Source organism: Rapidithrix thailandica (assembly GCF_039710355.1).
GTDB classification, from domain to species: domain Bacteria; phylum Bacteroidota; class Bacteroidia; order Cytophagales; family Flammeovirgaceae; genus Rapidithrix; species Rapidithrix thailandica.
In genome coordinates, this window is the sequence record NZ_JBDKWZ010000018.1 from 14,121 (window position 1) to 36,926 (window position 22,806).

Consider the following 22,806-nt stretch of genomic DNA (forward strand, 5'->3'; position numbering starts at 1 on the left):
ACTTATTTCTTTTTTGAAAAATTAAAACGTGACTGTACCTCTACTTTTTTGGCAATATTATTTACCACCAACTGTGGTATTTTGATTTCAAAGTCCGCCACAACCAGCTCAAAAGTGGTGCTGGCCTGTACAAACTTGTCGGTCAGGGTAAATTGTACCTCTGTACTCAAAGGTTGGGTGACCCCATGAAGAGAGACTTCCCCTTCCACTACGGCTTCAAAGCTTCCGTTTTGGTCAAAGGGCAAAAGGGTAAAATCTTTAATGGTCCCTTGAAAAGTGGCTTTGGGGTATTTGTCTGATTCTACATAGTTTTCATTAAAGTGCTCTTCCATTAAGGTTTTTTTAAAGCGGAAACCCCTCATCAACATACTTACGGCCACTGTTCCCTTCTGCAAATTGATGGCCGCCAATACTTGATTGTTCACCGCCACAATGTTTTCCAAAGGTGCAACTGAAAAAAAAGAGGTTGTTCCGTTTCTGTCGATCATGGTTTGCTTCTCCATCGACTGGGCAAAAGAGTGCATGCATGATACGACTAGTACAAGCAACATGAGGATATTTGTCTTCATAGGTAGTTGTGTCCAATAATTAGGTTTACTTTTCTTCCGGTACGGAAGAGACAATCATACATTCCGTCAAAATGATATCCAGCAACATTCCGTTACACATTCCTTTGACAGTAATGGAGGCTTCAGGCTTCACTTCCGGATCAAATGAATACCCTTCCGGAAAAACACATTGGACGGAATTCATCCCATTCCCTGTCAAGATTAACATCGGTGTTTTTTCCATTTGTACTTCTTGGATTTCTCCTTCTACTTCAATGACATTGCCTAAATACTTCTGATTGGCAGCATTTTCATCAGCCGTATACTCCTCAATCCAGTCCATTGCCTTTACCGTATACGCAGCGGATTGTTGTTCCATGGAAGGCCTGGGTTTGTTGTATAAATACAGCCCCACTCCTATCAAAACCATCGCAAGCAGCAAAAGGAAACCATAAATCGTATTCCGGCTCATCAGTTCTATTCAGTGATTTGTGTAAGAAAATAGTTAATTGTTCAAGGCTCCGTCATCTACCCAGCAGGCTATTTGATCGATTTCGTTTTGGCTCAAACTCCCTTCTAAAGGCATGGTTCTGTTTCCGGTCAGTTGTTTAATATTTGTTGCATTGGCCCGGACCGTATTGAAACTTCTTAAATCAGGTGCTTGGGTACCGTTGTGGCAACCCGATATGGCACAATTGTTTTGAATAATCGGGGCAATGGTATTACTATAGCTGACAGAAGAATTCAATTGCACCGCCTGAACACTTTCGCAACCGTTTTGGTCTCTGACGGTAATTTCAAAAATGCCCGGGGGAAGGTTGTTAAAGCGGTTATTTTCTTGAAAATTTTCACTGCCTATACGGTAGGAATACGGTGCTTCTCCTCCCTCTGCCATAACTTCTATACTACCATTGGATGCACCGCAATTTGCTTCCGACTTATCAATGGTTTGAATATTGACCCCACTTTGATTGGCAACCACCACTTCCATGGCCGCCTCACAACCTTTGCTATCTTCCACCATTACAGTATATACCCCTGCCGCAAGTCCTGTAAACAGTCCCATAGAGGACGTTTTGCCCCGAAGCGTACTATATGAATAAGGAGGGACTCCCCCTTGGGCTTGTACGGTAAGTCCTCCGTTGGCAACTCCACAATCTGCCATTTGACGTTCTTCCAACTGAATCCGGAGGTCCGATATAGTGCAATCAACCGGGGGAGGAAGCTGCTCCCACTCACAGCTGACAAAAAACACGAGAAGAAGTAAGTTTAGTTTATTCATGGAGTCCTGTTTTACGTTATGGGTCAATGATTTTCAGGAAGGATATCAGGTGTTTTTTTTTGAGGTGATCAGACCTTCCAGGTTTTCGAAAACCTGGAAGGTCTTGGTACAGAGTACTTACTAAACATAACAAGGAAAACCCTTTTTACAGTTTATTCCGCCTCGGCCAAATCACCGTTGACCACAGGCCAAACACCCGGTACCGGTACGCTAACCCCTTTGGTTTCACCCCGCTGTGCATCCCCTCCAAAGTAGTACAAAGGCCAACCCTTGAAAGTCAATTGTTTTTTGCCAAATACATCAATTTCGCCAAAATCGGCTTGGTTCAAGATCGAGGGTAACGTATGAACAGCTACATGGAAAATAGGCCAGGTTGCATCATTACTAAAATCTTCTTTCGTATAATTATTTTTGTCTTTGGTATCATTTATAAAAATGTAAAGGGCACGTCCCATTCCATCCGTAAAATAGACAGTCTGTTCTTCTCCTTCCGTATAGTCGCTTTTATAGTTTTTTTCGTCCTTACCGACTAATTGCCCTTTGGCTATCATCAAACTATAATCCGGTTTAGCCACAAACCATACATTCCCCACTCCCTCACCGGTAACCATCCCGGCACTTTCTTTCTTGCCATCTCCACCGGGGGCATAATAATAGAGTGGCCAACCTTTGTAAGTGGTTTGCTTTTCACCGTTCGAATGGGTCACCGTAGCAAAATCCGAAGCGTCCAAACCTTCTCCCACTTTCATATCGACAGCATAATAAATAGGCCAGCGGTCGAGGCAGCCTCCCGTGCATTCGCTTTCCCCTGTTACATCAGGGCTAAATACATACAGTGTTACGCCATTCCCATCTGTCAGGATGGTTCCGTGTGTGGCATCCGGTTTCAACTGAACCCTACTTGCCCGATCTTCAGGTGCCGTATCATCATCATCCTTACAAGAACTCATCGATAGGCTTAATGTGATGCCCCAAGCAATCATACACAGCTTGAGCAATTGTCTTTTTGTAGTCATTTTTAGTAAAATTTAGATAATAGAATGCCTTACCACCTTTTATAAGGCAGTATTGGTTCCGTAAATAAAAAATTCAGAAATGGCCCTTTTACTCTGTTCCTTCCGTCAATTGGTTCCCTTATTTTAAGCGATAAAGTATACTGAACAAGGTTCCTGTACTGTATAAATCCACTTTTCCCCAACCGACTTTTTTGAGCGGTACTATCAGGTACGGTTCCACCCGGAGTGAAAACCGTTGGCTCAATGGCCATTCGGCAGCCAACGATACATTTGCCAGGCCAGCCACTACCTTTGAGTTATCTTCTGTCCCCCACCCCCCGGCCGCTCCGGGATTAGGCGAAGTAAACTCAAATTCGTAATATTCGTCCAACAAAATATATGTACTGACTCCCAAGGAAGTAATCAAGTGAATCTTGCTTTTGGCAGTCCAGTTATATCCTAACTTCAACGGAATATCCACTACTCCACAATGCCCGTCTACATTTTCCGGAACAATGCCATTGGTTTTGCTTTTCCAATAGCCATAGGGAGGCACATACCGCTCTCCGGTGGTCAGGTATTTTTTGCGATTGTAAAGGATGCCTGCACTCAATATCCAGCGGTTGTGTACGCTGTATTGAACATTGATGCCTAACTTACCCGAGTATTTTTTCTGTTGGTCCAAACCCACACTGTTAAAATCCGGAGCCAACGAAACCCCTATAGAGAGTGAATTTTCTGGCTTGTCCTGACTCTTTTCTTCTATGGACGTTCCCGTCTCCGTGTAAATTTCATTCGGAAAGTCTATTGCCACCGGATGTTCTTTGCAGGCAAGGCCCGGACATTTTTCTGGCACAAACATGCTGTATTTTGGATTCTCTTCCTCTTTGGCAAGTAATATTTTTGAGGAATACTCTGTGCTATCCGGGAAAACAAATGTTGTTTTTTTCTCTTGAACCGGGGCCAACCCCCTACCTCCTTCTTTAGAAGGGGCTTTCAAAGTTGGAGACCACTCAGGTTTTTCTTGACCGACTAAATTCTCCTTGTCAAACTTATTGGATTGATCCGGCACCTTGTCTCCCTCCCTGTTTACTACCGTGGACTTCTCCACCTCTTGGTTCTCTCTTGTTTTTGTTTCCGGTAGTTTGGAGTTAGTTCTGTCTTCAGGTTTATCCGAAGCTTTTTCTTCAAGATGCTCTGCCTTGTCTTCTATTTCATCAGGTACAACGAACAGTTCTTTTGGATTTGAAACGAATGGATTCCGGTCCAAATGATCTTTCCCTGTCATCTCAAAGTACCCCGGTCTTAACAAATAAAGCAACAAGGCAAACCCGGTAATAATATTACTGATCACATAATACTGGTTATAAGGCTTTTTTTCCACCGGAAGCTCCTGATCCAACTGGGCTTCCAAGGCTTCCCAATGCGGCTCTTCGTACTGCACGTCATAGCCCTCCAGTACCTTTTTGATAAAATTGTCGATATGGTCTTTCTCCTTATCCGGCATAGGGTTTCTCCAATACTTTCTCCAACATTTCCTTCAGGCATTTCCGGGCCTTAAACAGATTCGACTTGGTAGTACCCACCGATACGCCTAATTGTTCTGCAATTTCCTCGTGTGAATAACCTTCTATTACATGCAAATTGAACACTGTACGGTAAGAAGGTGGTAACTTCTGCATGATCTCAATGATTTCGGAATAAGAAATTCCTGCGATGATATTCGCATCGTCAGCAACTTCCCGGGCTTTGTCCAATTCCTCCGTCTCGATTTTCTTATTGCTTTTATGAAAATAGTCCACCGCAGCATTCACCATGATCCGGCTGAACCAAGGCTTGAACGGTTTGCTGAGATCAAAGCTCTTGAGGTATTTAAAAATTTTCATAAACCCGTCATTTAGTATTTCTGCGGCCTCGTTTTTCGAATCGGCATATCTCAAGCAAATACTCATACCATAGCCATAATAGAGCTTATACAACTCTTTCTGAGCCCCCCTGTCATTGTTGATACAGGCTTTTAACAGTTTGGTATTTGCAGATTTATCCCGACTCAAGGTATTCTTACTTGTTTGTTTTTAGTACATAAAGTAACTAGGAAAAAGTTTGTTGGTTGTTATTTTTTTATGATCCGGAATACAGAGCCATTCCACCATCACTTCATTCAAGGTCGTTTTTCAAAATCTTTAAATCAAATCATGAGAAAGAATAAGGTTGCATTCCCTCGCTGAAGGATTAAAAGCATTTATTACGAATACCAGGGGGTAAGCCAAAAAGGTTGGCTGGGATGATAATTTTTTTTGAAATACCAATGATTCGCCCAAAAACAGATTTGAGCATCCAAGTTGCGGAGTCTAATTTCTGTGAGTTACACAATAAACAGAGAACGTTATCCTACATTTCTATCAAACCTTTCCCCTTTCGAGGGATATCTTTTTTATTTTTTACCCAAAAAGGTATAAAAATAATTATAATAACATCGAAATTTATTTTATATAATATACCTTTGAAGCGGTAAAAATACAATTCTTTCGTATGGCCATAGAGGCCATTCATTTTGATAAATACCAAACTTCGACAGGCTCTTATTTGCGGTTCTCCTGTACCTGGGCTACTTGCTTTTTAGTGAACAGGAGCCCTTCTTCAACTTCTCAGGGGGCTTCAAATCATTGAGGCATTTTGGGGAATGGTATTCGGCTTATTTACGGCCTATGTGTTAGGAGAAATCAGCGGGCTAAATATTACCCGGGTGATTAATAAGGATTAGACTTCTTAAAAACTCTATTTGCAAAACATCAGGACAGTAACCTTTTGAGGAAGGGCTACTTATACACCATACCGTTAAACACAACAACAAAAATCATGGGAAATTTAAAAGTTGAAAAAAGCCATTCGAATGGCTTTAAAGTACAAATTACAGATGATACCGAAGAAATAATTGCAAGGGCTTGGGTACCAGGTAAACCTGAGACAATGAAAGAAGCAAAATTAAAAATACCCAAACCACTAGTTGAGAAAATCGAGGGACCTTTTACAGAAGATGGAAGACAGGTGGAAGAGATGATTGTAGGCAAGTCCTATATCTTTAAAGCTACCCAGTTCTCAAAATCAGTCCATGATCCATTCCGGCATATCAAGTGGAGTGTTGAACAGGATGAAAAAGGAACAAGAGAAGAATTGCCTTCCTCTGAGTTGTACAAAGAAGACAACACCATTTGCTACAAATACACCCCTTCACAAGGAGAAAAAGTCAGGATTTATGCATTTTGTCAAAGTGCTTCTAAAGACATAAGCATTGAAGTACCACTGGTGAGTTTCCCATTTTGTATAGACCGGTACAAAATGCCAGGTTTGGATCGCGATGGAGAAGATATTGCCCATGACTTGACCTATGGTAAAGGGGCTGTTTCTTCTAACCATACAAGTGTATACCCCCCTGATGAGGTAAAAAAATATAGGAAAGAGTATATAGTCAACGGCTTTGATATAGAAAAACACGGGGTTTTTGCCAATATGGATACCATCAGGGAAAACCCTTATGATTCATCAATAGGATACCGGCCCTCTCAAGTAGGATCGGATCACTTTAATGAATATAATGCAAGAAGAGATGAACACTTCAATAATAAAGCATTGTATATATCCAATGAGTACGATAGGGCTAGTTATCCCAAAGCAATTTATTCGCAAGAAGAGATTTACCAGGCTGAAGTGCCATGGATTATAGATTCCGGAAAAGATGTCAAAGCCTACCATGAAGGGAGTTTATTCATACGTGATACAAGTGATAAAAACCTATTTAAGTTATTTGAAGAGTATGCAACAACTTGTTTTGCAATTGGAGCAATGGAAGGAAATATCAAACGGATGATTGCCAAGTTCCAGGCCAATGAAGGAGGAATATACGAGGATGAAGTTCTAACCAATCAAATTGCCAACCATTCTGCCACAAAAAAATATTGCGAACATTTGCAAGACTATATAGCAGAAAAGTTAAAAGAGAGCCAAGGGAAACTTCTTCCGATTATTGATAATATTCCCGATTTCGAGTGGCAGGATAGAGATAAAAAAGGTAAAATCACCGTAAAGAAAAATGAAGAGGGGGATTATATTCGCTTTGCCCGGCCCACTTTCGGCTCACTTACAGATACTATACGAGGAGAAACCATCGCCCTCAACGATATCTGGGCAACAGAAGTTATGATCGAAGATATAGACTTCAGGGGAGAAGACTACACGGTAAAATACCAGGTTACCTTATGGGATCATTTTGGACTGGATATGACCGATATTGAGGCTCTTCCCAATACAATTCCCTATGCCAAAGAGACTTTTGCAGTATGGTTTGCCCTACAACATCTACGGGGTTATAAACCCTTTATCACCAAAATGTCATTTCAAAATACCTTTCGGGGCAACTTGAAAGAGGGAATGTTTGAAAGAGAGCAAAACCGTAAAGAAGAAAAAGATAGTGAGTTAGATGCCAAAATTGAGCAAATTACCAGTCCGTTTTACACACATCCAGGAAAAATATAGTTTACTATGAAAACCATACAGTTATTATTTATGCTTACAGGACTTGTGCTGTTTTCTTCCTGTACAAAGAAAACTCCCAAGTTTATCCAGATAGATAAACTTAGTGAAAAGACTTTATTTTCTGGAAATACCTATGGCTATTCAGAAGTATTTCTTGTGGAAAACCCTCCTGAGGATAAGGCAATAAGGGACAGCCTTAAATTGAACTACTTCATGAAACATAGAATAGATTTTTGTGCTTTGGATGGTGATATCCATAAATATGCAATGTCTTTTTTTAGAAAAAACTCATGTACATCTTACTATATGGATAATGAAGAAGATAAAAGGCACCTTATCGCTGAAGATTGTGAGGATTATTATATGGGAATGTTTTATTATGAGCGTTCCAAAGAGAACCCTGACATATGGACCTGTACTTATCCAGAAGGTATAATAGATACCGTATATTGTGTCTCACAACAGGTAGAGATGGATACGATCCGGTAAATGAAAACCATACAGTTATTATTTATGCTTACAGGACTTGTGCTGTTCTCTTCCTGTACAAAGAAAACTCCCAAGTTTATCTATCTGGATAAACTTAGTGAAAAGGCTTTATTTTCTGGAAATACCTATGGCTATTCAGAAGTGTTTCTTGTAGAAAACCCTCCTGAGGATAAGGCAATAAGGGACAGCCTTAAATTGAACTACTTCATGAAAAATAGAATAGATTTTTGTGCTTTGGATGGTGACATCCAAGAATATGTTATGTCATTTTATGAAAAAACTTCATGTACATCTTACTATATGGATAATGAAGAAGATAAAAGGCACCTTATCGCTGAAGATTGTGAGGATTATTATATGGGAATGTTTTATTATGAGCGTTCCAAAGAGAACCCTGACATATGGACCTGTACTTATCCAGAAGGTATAATAGATACCGTATATTGTGTCTCACAACAGGTAGAATTGGATACGATCCGGTAAATGAAAACCATACAGTTATTATTTATGCTTACAGGACTTGTGCTGTTCTCTTCCTGTACAAAGAAAACTCCCAAGTTTATCTATCTGGATAAACTCAGTGAAAAATCTTATTTTTCAGGACGTACTTATGGCTATTCAGAAGTATTTCTTGTGGAAAACCCTCCTGAGGATAAGGCAATAAGGGACAGCCTTAAATTGAACTACTTCATGAAAAATAGAATAGATTTTTGTGCTTTGGATGGTGATATCCATAAATATGCAATGTCATTTTATGAAAAAACTTCATGTACTTCTCATTATATAGATAATGAAGAAGATAAAAGGCATATTATCGCTGATCACTGTGCTTATGATGGTATGGGAATGTTTTTTTACCACCGTTCTAAGGAAGATCCAAATATGTGGTATGCTACCTTTCCAAGAGACTTTAAAGATACCGTATATTGTACTTCCGGGCAGGTAGAGATGGATACGATCCGGTAAATGAAAACCATACAGTTATTATTTATGCTTACAGGACTTGTGTTGTTCTCTTCCTGTACAAAGAAAACTCCCAAGTTTATCTATCTGGATAAACTTAGTGAAAAATCCTATTTTTCAGGACGTACCTATGGCTATAAAGAAGTATTTCTTGTAGAAAACCCTCCTGAGGATAAGGCAATAAGGGACAGCCTTAAATTGAACTACTTCATGAAAAATAGAATAGATTTTTGTGCTTTGGATGGTGACATCCAAGAATATGTTATGTCATTTTATGAAAAAACTTCATGTACTTCTCAGTATATAGAGAATCAAGAAGATAAAAGGCATATTATCGCTGATCACTGTACTTATGACCGTATGGGAATGTTTTTTTATGAACGTTCCAAAGAGAACCCTGACATATGGCTCTGTACTTATCCAGAAGGTATAATAGATACCGTGTATTGTACTTCCGGGCGGGTAGAGATGGATACGATCCGGTAAAAGTTCATAGGTTGTCCGAAAAGTTGATATATAACCACAAAGACACTAAAATTTACATATATGTAACTGATTATAAATCAAAAACCTGTGATTTAGAGCCTTTGTGGCATGTTATATTCTTTTGGCCTTTCGGACAACTTCCTTTTTTAATCTTATTTTTTACAAAGCTTTGAAATCTTCAATCTGCTTTTTGATGGCAATTTCCGTAGGAAGACGCTCCATACTGCTGGCTCCGTAGAAACCGTGTACATGTTTGCAATGCTTCAATATATAAGCGGCATCTTCCGGCATGGCGATTGGCCCGCCATGGCACAGGATGATCACTTCTTCCCGGATAGCCTTGGCTGCTTCCGACCATTCGTCAATCAGTTCCACACATTCCTCCATGGTTTTGGCCGTCTGTGCTCCGATTGCCCCGGAGGTCGTCAAACCCATATGGCATACAATAATATCTGCTCCGGCTTCGGTCATCTTTATTGCATCTTCTTTGGAGAAGACATAAGGCGTTGTCAGGAAGTCCATTTCGTGGGCCAGGGCAATCATGTCCACCTCTTTGTCATAGCCCATCCCGGTTTCTTCCAGGTTTTGACGAAACACTCCGTCAATCAAACCTACCGTCGGGAAGTTTTGCACCCCGGCAAAGCCCAACTCACGCAATTCCTTCAGAAAATAGCGCATGTTCACAAAAGGATCCGTACCGTTCACCCCTGCCAGTACAGGTGTTTTTTTCACTACGGGAATCACCTCTTTGGCCATATCTTTTACAATCTCGTTGGCATTGCCATAAGCGAGCAATCCCGCCAAAGAACCTCTTCCCGCCATACGGTAGCGGCCGGAATTGTAAATGACAATCAAGTCGATACCTCCTGCTTCTTCACACTTGGCTGAAATTCCCGTACCGGCCCCACCTCCAATAATCGGTTGGCCTTTTTGAATCATTTCCCGGAAATATGCTAATAACTCTGTTCTACTGAAGTTTTTCATTCTGTTAATTTTTATAGTGTTTTTAATGTTTGGGTATAATCGCTGATTTGTTTTGCTCTATTCTCAACCCTTAACCTTTGTTATTGATTGATTTCCCGGAAAGCCTCTACCAAAGCTTTTGAAAACTCAGCATCGTTCAAGGCATAAGGCAAGCGAATCAACTTCCGGAAATCGTCTTGTTGCACTTCTTTTTCCAAGGTCTCGAACAAAGCGGCATCCGCTTCCGGATCGTAAAAAGGCTGTCCTTCTACATCGATGACGGAAACGCCCTTCTCCGGTAATAGAAAGCGTACCGGAGCCGTCATTTGGTTCAGCTTGTCCGCAATCCATTTTCCCAAGCGAATATTTTCCGCTACAGTAGTACGCATCAAGGTTACCTGGTCATTATGTTTAAATAATTTGCGATCCTTATACTTTTCGGGCACCGTATTCCAACCGCCAAAGTTGACCATGTCCAAGGCCCCTACCGAACCTACATAAGGCAATTTATTGCGAATAATCGCTCCCATCCTGTCTTCTCCCGCACTGAGTACGCCCCCCATCAGATGATCGCAAATTTCCGTAGTCGTAGCATCGATCACATGTTTGATAAACCCGGAATCAATCAATTTTTCCATACTTTGTCCTCCAACCCCAGTGGCATGAAAGACCATACAATCGTATTCTTCCTTCATGATTTCCACCACCTGATTGACGCAGGGAGTCGTAACGCCAAACATGGTGATGCCCAAGGCCTCTTTTTGACTTTCAAAAGCAGGAACTTCGTTATTAAGCATTCCGGCTAAAGCATGAGCGGCATTACTCAGTACTTTATAAGAAATGGAATTGATTCCGTTGATATCGGTAATGGAATTCATCATGGTGATGTCACTCACTCCCACATAGGCCCGCACATCGCCCGAGGCCATGGTAGACACCATAATTTTAGGCAGTCCGATCGATAAAGCTTGCATAGCGGTGGTAATTAAAGCCGTACCTCCCGATCCACCCAAGCCCAATACACCGGCAATGTCCGTACAAGTATGTAAAAAGTCGGTCAATACCCGAGCCATTGTGCTGATGGCCTCCCCTCTCTCCGCGGCCAAAATATGCTGACGTTCGGCAGTGACCTCCAATAGGTTTACATCTGCACTGCCGGCATGTTCTACGGTACTCACATCCACGGTAGTACATTCTACTCCAACCTTTTGCAAGCAATTTTTCACAAAAAGAAGTTCATTTGCTTTGGTATCAAAAGTTCCGATAATATACGCTTTTTTCATAGGGGGTATAGTGTTTAGTTTAGTATTGAAATTTTGGTTGGTAATATAAAGACACAGCATATGTCTGAGTAGTAGGTATGTGAAAAACAGCATGGCAGAGTTCTATCCTCTTACGCTGTTTTGAAGGTATACCCTTTCAAAGATATGGTTTTGAGTAGTACCGAAAATACTAACGGCATGGCACAAATGTAGTCAAGAGCCTTGAAAAATGCTTTTTTATCCCTGTAGTTTTATTTTATGGGATAAATAAAGGGGTTTTCGGCATTTTATATCCTTCTTTCTCAATCTATTATAAGAAACACGGAGAGCAGTATCTCTTTTTTGTCTTTTTTCCGAATAATTCAGAGCTTAGCAGTAGGCTTTTGCTAAGGTGGTAAGCACTCCAACAAGTAATCGCTAATTAATTTCTGATGCAGTAATCAAAGTAAAAACCTATCTATAAACAACTGTACATCAATACACTTATAGGTAGAATTCATATACTTTAGATTAGAAAGGCTGCTATAATACCAGTTTAACTTTGGTCACCTACTTTAATCGCATTAATTATGTCTGTTCATAACCCCAATATCAAGAAAATTACCACGCATCAATTGCAGGAGATGAAAGTCCGGAAAGAGAAGATTTCCATGCTGACAGCCTATGACTATTCCATGGCGAAAATTCTGGATGCTACCGGAATCGACATCTTGCTGGTAGGAGATTCTGCATCCAATGTAATGGCCGGTAACGAAACCACTTTGCCTATCACATTGGATCAAATGATTTATCATGCCACCTCCGTGGTCAGGGCTGTGGACCGGGCACTGGTAGTGGTCGACCTTCCCTTTGGCTGTTATCAAGGTAATTCTTCAGAAGCACTGCGCTCTACCATCCGTATAATGAAAGAATCCGGAGCGCATGCGGTGAAAATAGAAGGAGGCAGTGAAATCAAAGAATCGGTTTTGCGGATTCTGAGTGCCGGAGTTCCTGTCATGGGCCATTTAGGTTTGACCCCTCAATCCATTTATAAATTTGGTACGTACACCGTCAGAGCCAAAGAAGAAGCCGAGGCCGAAAAACTCATTGAAGATGCCAAATTATTACAAGAATGCGGCTGTTTTGCGGTAGTATTAGAAAAAATCCCTTCCGCCTTGGCCAAAAGAGTGGCCGAAACTCTACACATTCCGGTCATCGGCATTGGTGCCGGTAATCATGTAGACGGGCAAGTGCTCGTCACACACGATATGCTAGGCATTACCAAAGACTTCAAACCCCGTTTTCTCAGAAGGTATACCGACCTGTCCGGCATTATCAACGATGCCGTTGTCAACTATATCAACGATGTCAAACAAGGAGACTTTCCCAATGAGAAAGAATCGTATTAAAATATAGGTAAATGTCTTTTCGGATAAGCCAACACAACGGTTGATGATGGGCAATCTGCCTAAATCCAAAACAGCCCTCCGAAGAGTTGAACTCTCCGGAGGGCTGTTTTGCTATATCATTTGCAGTATTTCTACTTTTCCAATGAATTAATCCACCGGGCAATTTTCAAGGCTTCCTCTTTGGGTACTTGGGGCATCGGAGGCATTTCCGTAGCATAGTCCGGCCAGTTTTGGGGTTGAGGATTGTAAATTAATTGCACAATCTTTTCATCACTGTAGTTCTTTTTGGCAATCGCTCTAAAGGAAGGCCCTACTTGCCGCTTGTCGGTAGTATGACAAGCCAGACAGGTGTTTTTTGTCAACAAACCTTTTACACTCTGATAAGTAGGTGTTTTGGTATAGGCCACTTGTTTTACAACAGGCTTTTTCGCAGTTGCACTTTTCTTCATCACAGCTTTTTTTACCTTTTGCTCTTCTTTAACCGGTTCAGGTGCTTTTACTGCAAGTGAGTTTTTGGTACTGACTTCCTCCAAGGAAAGTTTTTTTCCTTCCGGAATAGTATTCAATGTATAATACACAGTCGGATGCACCAAGGAATACGAAGTGCCTTTTTCCCGGATTCCGTCCAGACTAAGTGCATGAATATGATATTGCTGTAGACTATCCACAATAATCCGTACTGTCATACCGTCTTCTGCCACTTTTACTCCTTTTATCTTGTGTTCTTTATTTTTCACCGGAGGACTTCCATACACCGGATGGTATTTGTATATAAAACTATGGGCTGAATAGGAGGCCAGATCTTCGGCCAGGCTTTTATCTACCGGTTTGGTAAATTCAATTTCAAAGCCATCCGGTTTGGCTTTGACCGTACGCATTTCAAAAGGTGTCCGCTGATTCCAGACCAAACGCTGCAAACCTTCGTTCGCTTCTCCGGCCGATCCCCAGCCCCGGTTGGTTTCCCCAACAAACAGCGATCCGTCTCCGGCCCAAGCCATTCGCAACACCCCCGACTGAAAGCCGCTCCGAAAATCCCAGGAAGCCCCTTGAAACTCACCTTTTACTTTTTCCATATACACCCGCATAATCTTGCTTTGTCCCTGGTCTCCTACCAGAATTTGTCCGCTAAAAGGGCCAAAAGTCCCTTCCGGGATTTTTACAATTTCCGAATTGGAAATACCCTGGATCCCATGAGGCAACCAAACGGCCGGTAATTTGATTTCCGGAAATTCTTTTTTCAAATCATATAAAGTCACAAAGTCTTCATTTACTACATTCTCCGGTTTGATATAGCGCCCGTGTTCATCTTTCACTTGCCTTTTATCAGCCTTTGTATAAAATTCTTCCGGGGTCAAGGAAACCGGTGAATTAGGATGATTTGCCCAACGAAGGCCAGCCGGGTGCCCGGTAAATGCTCCTTTGGTCACGTGCCAAATTCCCCCCGAGCCAAACCAGTCACCTTGGTTATCAGTATAAAACAATTCGCCATCGATCATTCCCAATCCGCAAGGGGAACGCATTCCCGTTGCCCACGGCTCGATTTGTCCCTTTTCATCAATCTTCATCACCCAACCCCTCCAGGGCACACGGCTTTCTCCCCGCCACCATTCTTCACTGCCAAACGCCACATTCCCGGAAACGAAAAAAGACCCGTCCGGAGCGAGTTTTGGCCCGTAACTGTATTCGTGATAATGGCCTGAAAGTGGCCAGGCACACACCGTCTCCAATACATCGGCTTTTCCATCCATATTGGTGTCTTGCAACTTGGTCAACTCACCGCGTTGGGCACAATACAATGCCCCGTCTTTATAGGCCAAGCCTAAAACCTCATGCAGTCCCGAAGCAAATTTCCGGAAATAAGGTTGACGTCCGGTAGGATTTTCGACAATATAAATATCTCCCCTACGGGTAGAAATCCCTAAATCCCCATTAGGCAAAACGGCTAAACCACCTACTTCCAGGATAATACCCTCCGGGGTAGGCATGCGCAGAATTTTAAAGTAATCTTCTTCTTTAGGAGATTCTTGGGCCCTAGAAAAATCAAAGGTAGTAGCCCATACCACGAGTGTCAGTATAAGTATTCGAAAAGCTTTTTGAAATAGCTCTATGTATATCATTTTCATAGTATAATCAGAACAAGATGTGATAATTGAGTTGATTTTGGAAGGGGACAATCAGTTCTTTCTGACCGTTATTGTCACGGATTATGGGTTTCAGTTTCTTGGCAGCAGCATCCAGTTGTACATAATACGATTTATTATCTATCACATACAAGCCCTTCTCTACCTCTTCGATATTGCTCCCACTTGCCAAACGGGCATAAAGCTGGTCAGCCGGATGTTGCGCAATCAGTTGCCGTTGTATACCTTGTCCATTGTTCAACACACGTATAGCATCCCGAACCCGGGTATTATAAATCAGATAGGTAAAAGTGGGTTGCCCTTGGGCATCCAAGATATACCCTTTGGGTACATAGCTTGTCCCGGTAGTATCCGTTGCCCATTGGCTTTGTGTAGAGGAAAGCTTTCCTAAAGTAAGGGCCGGTTTGCCAAAATGCTGCACCATGCCTAAAGGACGCGAAGAACCGTCACCCCGGCTATGCCACATAGGCGTGGTATTCAGAAAACCTCCCCGCCAAACTTGTACAAGCATTCCTTTGTCCAAGTCATATGTATAATGCACCTGCTCCGGACTGCCTACCGATACGGCATGCACCACTCTGGGGCTACCCGGCAAATCCATAAAACTGCGCAAAATAGTATTTTCCCGGGCATGGACTAAAATCGGATCCACTTGCCTGCCCGGATTCATAGGATCTTGTGATAGAACAACCTCCCGAAGCCCCGGACCAGACACGGCAACACCTAAAGAGGCTGAGGCCCAATCGGTTTTTTTGGAATACAATAATTCAAAAGCTACTTTCCCAAGAGGTAAGATAACTTTCCCGGAACCTTTAAGGGTATTTTCCTTGATTTTCAAAGTACTCCATCCTCCGGAAGCATCCATTCGAAAATGGTATTCTCCGGCTTTTTTCACATTCAGGGTACCCGTATATCTTACTAAAAACTCTTTACTCGTAGGGTTCACCTGAGTACTGATCGCTGTCATATTCCCTTTTGACTCAGGCTGTAGCGAAGTAAAATCGGGGGTACTATCAAACTTCCCTTTATACAAGGAATAGCTAAGACCTTCTACTTGTGGCCGGGAGGTATTATAATGCCTTACCCGTATATTTTTAAAAGCCACCGGACCATGGTCTCCCTGAATACGTAAGGGAGCCTGCGCTACTTCTTTAGAGGAAACGGCTCCCCGGGTAGGGCCAAACAACTCTACATCTTCATGAATTGTCACACCATTCAGTTGTATATACAAAATCCTGGCGTTTTCAATTTTATTTCCGGAAGCATCAAAGCGAGGTGCCTGAAAAGAGATTTTCAGGTGCTGCCATAGGCCTGGAGCCCGGCTGGCATTCTGCCGGGGAGCATAGCCTTGGTATCCCTTTTGTCCTTGAGGTTTGCTATCATCCCAGCGTTCATAGATGCCCCCGTTATCTCCGGAGCGGGGTTGTTTTACACCCCAACTATCCAATAATTGAATCTCATAACGGCCTTGTAGATAAATACCGGAATTGGAATTTTTAGCCATCATATAATCCAGTTCCAAATCCATGGAACCGTGCTCCCATTGGGTAAATAAATCTTTTCCGGGTTGTTTTTTACCAGGTAAGTTTACCAACACCCCTTCTCCCGGTTCGGACTGGAGCTCTCTTTCTTTGAACAATCCGGCTTTTACATTTCCTGCAATATGCCAACTGGAACCTGCCTGGTTAAAAGCCGAAAGGTCTTTTAAGGAAACAGCCTCCTGTGCCAGTACAGAGCCAAATCCCAACATATATGCGATGCATAACAGGGCTTTGAAAGTCGAAACAGGTGGGTAACAATTGGATTTTTTTGACGAGGCACCGGCTATTCGCAGTGGAACGCGATGCGACAAGAAAGTTTTTAACCATCTAAAAACTTCAATGGGTATTCTCATTTTCATGTACATTATTTATGTTAATTAATTAGAGTTTTAGCGAATCCTTGGCATCGTACAATGCCATAACCTTCCCATAAGAAGAAGCCTATACGGTTCACTCTTTGGAAAAGAGATCCAATAAGGGTAGTTGGTGGAATTAGTTTTTTTTAATCTAGTGGACAAAAGCCCTTATGATAAAATGCATCCGGAAGGAACCCCCAATGCAATAAAATGAGTGGTAGTAATATATGTGTTGTTGCTAAAGTCTATACTTATAGTCTGAAGCACATTTTGCATAAAGCTATAAAAAGTTATGAACTTTTTGATGCTGAAAGGCTAAAAAAGTAGATAGAGTAATGGAAATACAGCACCCTCTCTTGGGTTGTATTTTGAGAGAAGGGTGCCAAACAAGACGCTAAGTTACTTGCCTCTTATAAGGCTAAAAACTGTTGCAAATAGTTGCGACTGGTCAACAAAGCCGCCCGAATATCTTCCTCCGAGCCTTCAAAGGCTTTATCCTCCACCTCTACACATACCGGACCTTTATAGCCAATACTGGTAAGAACGGAAAAGAAATCCCTCCAACGCACATCACCCAGACCGGGGATTTTAGGAGAATGAAAATCCAGCGGATAAGAGAGAATTCCATATTCATCCAGCTTTTCCTGATATACTTTTACATCTTTCAAATGCACATGAAAAATGCGGTCTTTAAACTCAAAAAGAGGCTCTACTTCATCCATTTGCATCCAGACCAGATGAGAAGGGTCGTAATTCAAACCCAGGTTTTTACTGGGAATAAGATCAAACATTTTCCGCCAGATAGCCGGTGAAATCGCCAGGTTTTTCCCTCCGGGCCACTCGTCATTGGTAAACAACATCGGGCAGTTTTCAATCCCTATTTTCACCTCGTGGTCTTCCGCTTCCTTGATGATTTCGGGCCATACTTCGGCAAATTTACTCAGGTTATCCTCAATGTTTTTCTGGGGGTCCCGACCGATAAAGGTATTCACGACACCGACACCCAACCTCGGGGCCAGACGGATCAGTTTCTTGAGATGATCAATACAATGTTGAGCCCGCTCTTCATCGGGGTCCAGCGGGTTAGGATAATACCCCAGCGCAGAGATGGAGACTTTCTTTTTGGCCAGGTATGACTTGAGGTAAATGACCTGGTCTTCATTCATTTCCTGTACATCGATATGGGTTACTCCGGCATAACGCCTTTCGGCATTTCCTTTTGGCCAACACATCATTTCTACACAAGAATACCCGTTTTCCGCAGCAAAATCGACTACATCTTCGAAGGTTTTATCTGCCAGGATTGCACTTACAAATCCAAGTTGAAGCATGGTGGTTTAGTTTATGATGAGTAACTATAGAAGTTTGCGTTTGAGCATTCAAGATAGAAACTTCTCGGACCAAGCGCAAGAAAATAGGATTATTTAATGAAATAATTGCAGGATGTACTTGTATTGGAAGAAAAAAGAACCAGGGAAGTTTTTGCATCCCCTGGTTCTTTTTAATCCGTATCTTCAAGAGATATGCGAATAGAGTATTTTCTAAATGGCCAGGTCCTCCTCCACGATCTCTTCTTTTTCTTCTTCTTTGTTTGCCATAATGGCTACACCCAGAGACAAAGGACCAATCCGGCCAAAAAACATCAATGCCACGATGATCAGTTTGCCTAATACGGATAATTCTCCGGTAATCCCGGTGCTGATTCCTACCGTACCCAACGCGGAGGTAGCCTCGAAAAGCAGGGAAAAGGCATCCGGTTTTTCCGTCAATAGCAAAGCCAGGATTCCCAAAGTCAACACGGTGGAATAAAAGAAGAAATTACTGGCTGCCAACCGCACTCTATGATTGGGGATAATCCGGTGAAGAAAAGTTACTTCCCGTTTGCCTTTGAGGGTGGCCATCATCTGGGCATACAATGCCGTAATAGTAGTGGATTTCAAGCCTCCGCCCGTACCGGAAGGAGAGGCTCCGAAAAACATCACGATGGTCAATAGAAACAAAGAAGAAGGCAACAGGTTTCCGATGGGATAGGAGTTAAACCCTACGGTGGTAAGGGCCGTCATGCTTTGGAAAAACGCCAGTAAAATTTTGTCTTCGGTCGGATAGCCGTGCAAACCCTCATCACTTACCAATAGGATCATTCCCGCTACAACAAATACGATCAGGGTAAACCGTAAGATGATTTTACTGGTGTAGGTAATCTTTTTCCCTGGCTTGAGCAAGTATTCATAATAATCGGAAAAGACGATAAATCCCACGGCCCCGGCAAAAGATAAAGCCGAAATCACGGCATTGAGATAGAAGTTATCGTAATACCCTTCAAAACTATTATTGAACAAGCTGAAGCCTGCCGTACAAAATGCCGAAATACTGTGAAAAATGGCGCTCCATAGAGCATTATCCACTCCATTTTCCAAAAAAATAAAGTAAAGACCCAAGGCTCCTAGCACTTCAATCACAATACTGAAAATGATCACATCTTTGACAAAATGTAGCACAGGATACTTATCCGGCAGACTAAAATCAAATTGAATCAAGCGTACACCGGTCTCCGAAAGGCGCTTTTTCCGTCCTAAAATAATAAATGAACCGATAGACATATAACCAATCCCTCCGAGCTGAATCAGCAGTAAGATGACCAACTCGCCCAAAAAGTTGTAGTTATCCGCGACACTGACGGTGGCCAGTCCGGTAGTGGATAAGGCAGACGTTGCGATGAATAAATTGTCTAAAGCTGCAACAGGTTGCTTATGACAGATGGGTAAGCAAAGTAATAAAAATCCTAAAAGGATGATTAAGGAATATCCCAGAACAATTAAACGTTCGGGTTTGCTGTAGCGAAGAAAGTTTTTTAGCCTGGTTGTCATAGAATTATCTGGTATAATTCAACAGGTCGAGTTTTCACTCAGGCCGTTTTTGCCCTGCAAACTTAGTATAATCCCAGAATTTACCTAAAATAAGAGAGGGGAATTATTAAAGGTAAAATGTCGCTTGGGGAAATTATCTTCTCTTTCTTCAAGGTATAATCCAAAAGGCAAAACCCCAGAAACAACTGAGGTTTTGCCTTCTATATGAGCAAAGCTCCTGGTTGGTGAATGGGTGAATAAGCAACTTAAAAGTGTTTCGCTGAAAAGACGAACAATCCATGGTTGCCGGGCAGCATTCACTATTTTGAGCAATGAAGAGGAACACCTTTTACGATTGCTCCCCGACACAGACTCAACGAATCGTCATTGCCCCCATTCACGAAATGGTCCAGAGCCTCTATAGAGTTAAAATAAGCCTACGGGAGCTTTGTCATAAGAGATCAGCATATTTTTTACCACCCGGTAATGGTCTAAGGCCATTTTGTGGTTCTCGCGTCCAAAACCGGATTCTTTTACCCCGCCAAACGGTGCATGAGCAGGATAGGTATGGTATTGATTCACCCAAACTCTCCCGGCTTCTATCGCTCTCGGCACCTGGTATAATTCGTGTGCATCCCGGCTCCATACCCCCGCTCCTAAACCATACGAAGTATCGTTGGCGATGGCAATGGCTTCTTCCGTAGAGCTGAAAGTGGTCAAAGAAACTACCGGTCCGAAGATTTCTTCTTGAAAAACCCGCATTTTATTATCACCCTTTAGCACGGTAGGTTGGATATAGTACCCTTCGGAAAGTTCTCCTTCGTAATTCCCAGGCTCTCCACCTGCTAAAACAGTAGCCCCTTCTTCTTTTCCAATATTAATATAGTTGAGAATTTTCTCGAATTGGGCTTTAGAAACCTGTGAACCAATCATTGTTTCAGGATCCAAAGGATTACCGGTTTTCACCTTTTTCAAACGCTCTTGCATTCTTTCGATAAAAACATCGGCAATATCTTCGTGTATGAGGATACGTGACGGAGACGTGCAAATTTCACCTTGGTTCAAGGCAAACATCAACGCACCTTCCACGGCCTTTTCAAAAAATTCATCGTCTTTGTCCGCCACGGATGGGAAGAAGATATTTGGCGATTTACCACCCAATTCCATCGTAACAGGAATCACATTTTCTGCCGCGTTATGCAACACCTTACGTCCGGTTTCGGTAGAGCCTGTAAACGATAGTTTTGCAACACGGTTAGAAGTGGCCAAAGCTTGTCCGGCTTCGTTACCAAAACCTGTAACAATATTCAAAACTCCTTTGGGTAAAATATCCGCAATCAGCTCCATTAAGCACATTACACTGGTAGGGGTTTGTTCTGCCGGTTTAACCACTGCCGTACAACCTGCCGCTAATGCCGGAGCGATTTTCCACGCTAACATTAACATGGGGAAATTCCAGGGAATAATTTCACCCACTACCCCGATCGGTTCGTGTAGCACAATACTTACAGTATCTTTGTCATGTTCGGAAATACTCCCTTCATCGGCACGAATCACCCCGGCAAAATACCTGAAGTGATCAATACAATAGGGAATATCTGCTGCTCTGGCTTCACGAATGGGCTTGCCATTATCGATAGTTTCCAAAGTAGCCAAATATTCAAAGTTGTCTTCCATGACCTGGGCAATTTGCAACAACATATTGCTCCGTACGGTAGCAGAAGTCTTGCTCCACGTTGGGAAGGCTTGGTGTGCCGCATCTAACGCAAGATTGACATCTTCCTCTGTAGATCTGGCTGCTTTGGTAAAGACTTGACCGTCTACAGGGGATACATTATCAAAATATTGTCCTTGAACCGGAGGGACAAATTCACCATTGATGAAATTATCATATTTCTCTTTAAAAGTGGGTTTGATTACATTCGCCATGATTACATCTTTTCAAATTAAACTTGAGGCAAATGTAATCTGACTGTTGTATTTCGAGGTTACCAAAACAAGTCAGTTACTTATGAAAAAAGGTCAATTTTACAAAGAGGACGATTAGACTTCCTTCGGGCTAAAGCCAAATTTGTTTTTAAAGGCTGTACTAAAGTTAGACAAATTATGATAGCCCATTTCCAAATAAATGTCCGATGCCTTTAGATGACCTTGTTCTAAGAGTGTTTTAGCTTTCTCTAATCTTTTTTCTTGGAGCCATTTCCCCGGTGAGGTTTTGTACTCATTGATAAAGTGACGTTTGAAGGTCGACAAGCTCATATTGCATAAAAAGGCAATCTCTTCCAGTTTTAGATTGGAATAGGTATTGCGTTCTATCACTTCCTTGAACGGTGAGGTTTCTTCTACGACTAATGAGTATAAATACGATTTAAAACCGCTTCCGTATTTGCTACAGAGATAAAGCAAGATTTCTTCAAATTTCACCGATAGAAACTCGTCTGAAAACAGGGCAGGATGGTCGTTGATCGAGGATAAGGAGTTTAAAAATGCGGTGATATACGAATCGTTTTCAATAATAAAAAACGGGGTTTCTTTTTTATCAACCGGCCGCCCTGAAATGTGTTTCTTCAGAAATTCTTTAAGTATTTGTTCTGAAAAGAAAAGCAGTTTGCAATAATAAATATTTTCAGTATCCAACAGTTCGGTCCAAAGGCAATTACCCTTTTTTATCAGTAAGGATTGACGTTTGTCCACGGTCACTGAAGTACTGCCAAAATGGACCTGTTTCTTGCCAACTTGTAAAAAGCTAAACATACTCATCCTCAGATTGATTTTACTTTTTACTATATCCTGAGCCATTCTAAAATCGTGAATAAACACCTCCCGATTCTTCTCATGATCCGAAATAAAAAGGTCCGGTATATTTTCTATGAACATTAAGGTATATAGTTTTTATCAAGTGGTAGTATATGAAACATAAAACCGCTCTACTGGCAAGGCTTATTCCTTTTAACAGCTTGCCGAAACAATCCAAGAGCTAGTTGGAGAATTGTGTATTTCGAGAATCAGCAAT

20 protein-coding genes are annotated in these 22,806 nt (G+C 41.9%); 6 read left to right on the forward strand and 14 right to left on the reverse strand.

What is annotated here, in order from left to right:
• Positions 1-2: 2 nt before the first annotated feature.
• The 6 genes from AAG747_RS23645 to AAG747_RS23670 form a co-directional block, all read right to left on the reverse strand.
• The gene (locus tag AAG747_RS23645) at positions 3-569 is read right to left on the reverse strand and encodes a YceI family protein (protein WP_346823719.1); all 567 of its coding nucleotides are present in this window, start codon (positions 567-569) and stop codon (positions 3-5) included.
• Positions 570-594: 25 nt separating this feature from the next.
• Entirely contained in the window at positions 595-1,020 is a 426-nt protein-coding gene (locus AAG747_RS23650; protein WP_430300670.1) for an OB-fold protein, read from the reverse strand.
• A gap of 33 nt (positions 1,021-1,053) precedes the next feature.
• A complete protein-coding gene (locus AAG747_RS23655; protein WP_346823721.1) occupies positions 1,054-1,830 on the reverse strand; it encodes a hypothetical protein in 777 nt (258 codons plus the stop codon).
• A 152-nt stretch (positions 1,831-1,982) separates the two neighbouring features.
• Positions 1,983-2,846 (reverse strand): hypothetical protein, encoded by an 864-nt coding sequence (locus AAG747_RS23660; protein ID WP_346823722.1) that lies wholly within the window; start codon positions 2,844-2,846, stop codon positions 1,983-1,985.
• A 118-nt stretch (positions 2,847-2,964) separates the two neighbouring features.
• Positions 2,965-4,332 (reverse strand): porin family protein, encoded by a 1,368-nt coding sequence (locus AAG747_RS23665; RefSeq protein WP_346823723.1) that lies wholly within the window; start codon positions 4,330-4,332, stop codon positions 2,965-2,967.
• On the reverse strand, positions 4,322-4,879 hold the full coding sequence (locus AAG747_RS23670; RefSeq protein WP_346823724.1) for an RNA polymerase sigma factor: 558 nt from the start codon (positions 4,877-4,879) through the stop codon (positions 4,322-4,324). Before AAG747_RS23670 ends, AAG747_RS23665 begins: the two co-directional genes overlap by 11 nt.
• Positions 4,880-5,684: 805 nt before the next feature.
• Here AAG747_RS23670 and AAG747_RS23675 point away from each other — a divergent pair.
• Genes AAG747_RS23675 through AAG747_RS23695 form a run of 5 tightly spaced genes read left to right on the forward strand, consistent with a single transcriptional unit; the run spans position 5,685 to position 9,296 of the window.
• Complete coding sequence (locus tag AAG747_RS23675) at positions 5,685-7,358, forward strand: DUF3289 family protein (protein ID WP_346823725.1); 1,674 nt, start codon at positions 5,685-5,687, stop codon at positions 7,356-7,358.
• A gap of 6 nt (positions 7,359-7,364) precedes the next feature.
• Positions 7,365-7,847, forward strand: coding sequence for a hypothetical protein (locus tag AAG747_RS23680; protein ID WP_346823726.1), 483 nt, complete (start codon positions 7,365-7,367; stop codon positions 7,845-7,847).
• The gene (locus AAG747_RS23685) at positions 7,848-8,330 is read left to right on the forward strand and encodes a hypothetical protein (protein ID WP_346823727.1); all 483 of its coding nucleotides are present in this window, start codon (positions 7,848-7,850) and stop codon (positions 8,328-8,330) included. It abuts the gene before it with no gap.
• Positions 8,331-8,354: 24 nt separating this feature from the next.
• The gene (locus tag AAG747_RS23690; RefSeq protein ID WP_346823728.1) at positions 8,355-8,813 is read left to right on the forward strand and encodes a hypothetical protein; all 459 of its coding nucleotides are present in this window, start codon (positions 8,355-8,357) and stop codon (positions 8,811-8,813) included.
• A gap of 24 nt (positions 8,814-8,837) precedes the next feature.
• Positions 8,838-9,296 (forward strand): hypothetical protein, encoded by a 459-nt coding sequence (locus AAG747_RS23695; RefSeq protein WP_346823729.1) that lies wholly within the window; start codon positions 8,838-8,840, stop codon positions 9,294-9,296.
• A gap of 159 nt (positions 9,297-9,455) precedes the next feature.
• Here the strand turns inward: AAG747_RS23695 and AAG747_RS23700 are convergent, their stop codons facing one another.
• Positions 9,456-10,280 (reverse strand): phosphoenolpyruvate hydrolase family protein, encoded by an 825-nt coding sequence (locus tag AAG747_RS23700; protein ID WP_346823730.1) that lies wholly within the window; start codon positions 10,278-10,280, stop codon positions 9,456-9,458.
• Positions 10,281-10,360: 80 nt separating this feature from the next.
• Positions 10,361-11,542: a Tm-1-like ATP-binding domain-containing protein gene (locus tag AAG747_RS23705; protein ID WP_346823731.1), complete on the reverse strand. Its 1,182-nt coding sequence runs from the start codon at positions 11,540-11,542 to the stop codon at positions 10,361-10,363.
• A gap of 548 nt (positions 11,543-12,090) precedes the next feature.
• Here AAG747_RS23705 and panB point away from each other — a divergent pair.
• Positions 12,091-12,909 (forward strand): 3-methyl-2-oxobutanoate hydroxymethyltransferase, encoded by an 819-nt coding sequence (gene panB, locus AAG747_RS23710; RefSeq protein ID WP_346823732.1) that lies wholly within the window; start codon positions 12,091-12,093, stop codon positions 12,907-12,909.
• A gap of 131 nt (positions 12,910-13,040) precedes the next feature.
• Here the strand turns inward: panB and AAG747_RS23715 are convergent, their stop codons facing one another.
• The 6 genes from AAG747_RS23715 to AAG747_RS23740 all read right to left on the reverse strand — a co-directional run bounded on the left by AAG747_RS23715 (position 13,041) and on the right by AAG747_RS23740 (position 22,670).
• Positions 13,041-15,032 (reverse strand): c-type cytochrome, encoded by a 1,992-nt coding sequence (locus AAG747_RS23715; RefSeq protein WP_346823733.1) that lies wholly within the window; start codon positions 15,030-15,032, stop codon positions 13,041-13,043.
• A gap of 7 nt (positions 15,033-15,039) precedes the next feature.
• Entirely contained in the window at positions 15,040-16,950 is a 1,911-nt protein-coding gene (locus AAG747_RS23720; protein ID WP_346823734.1) for a 3-keto-disaccharide hydrolase, read from the reverse strand.
• A gap of 407 nt (positions 16,951-17,357) precedes the next feature.
• Positions 17,358-18,278, reverse strand: a complete 921-nt coding sequence (locus tag AAG747_RS23725; protein WP_346823735.1) for a sugar phosphate isomerase/epimerase family protein — start codon at positions 18,276-18,278, stop codon at positions 17,358-17,360.
• A 210-nt stretch (positions 18,279-18,488) separates the two neighbouring features.
• The gene (locus AAG747_RS23730) at positions 18,489-19,814 is read right to left on the reverse strand and encodes a TrkH family potassium uptake protein (protein WP_346823736.1); all 1,326 of its coding nucleotides are present in this window, start codon (positions 19,812-19,814) and stop codon (positions 18,489-18,491) included.
• Positions 19,815-20,219: 405 nt separating this feature from the next.
• On the reverse strand, positions 20,220-21,722 hold the full coding sequence (locus AAG747_RS23735; protein WP_346823737.1) for an aldehyde dehydrogenase family protein: 1,503 nt from the start codon (positions 21,720-21,722) through the stop codon (positions 20,220-20,222).
• A 114-nt stretch (positions 21,723-21,836) separates the two neighbouring features.
• The gene (locus AAG747_RS23740) at positions 21,837-22,670 is read right to left on the reverse strand and encodes a helix-turn-helix domain-containing protein (RefSeq protein ID WP_346823738.1); all 834 of its coding nucleotides are present in this window, start codon (positions 22,668-22,670) and stop codon (positions 21,837-21,839) included.
• Positions 22,671-22,806 lie beyond the last annotated feature (136 nt).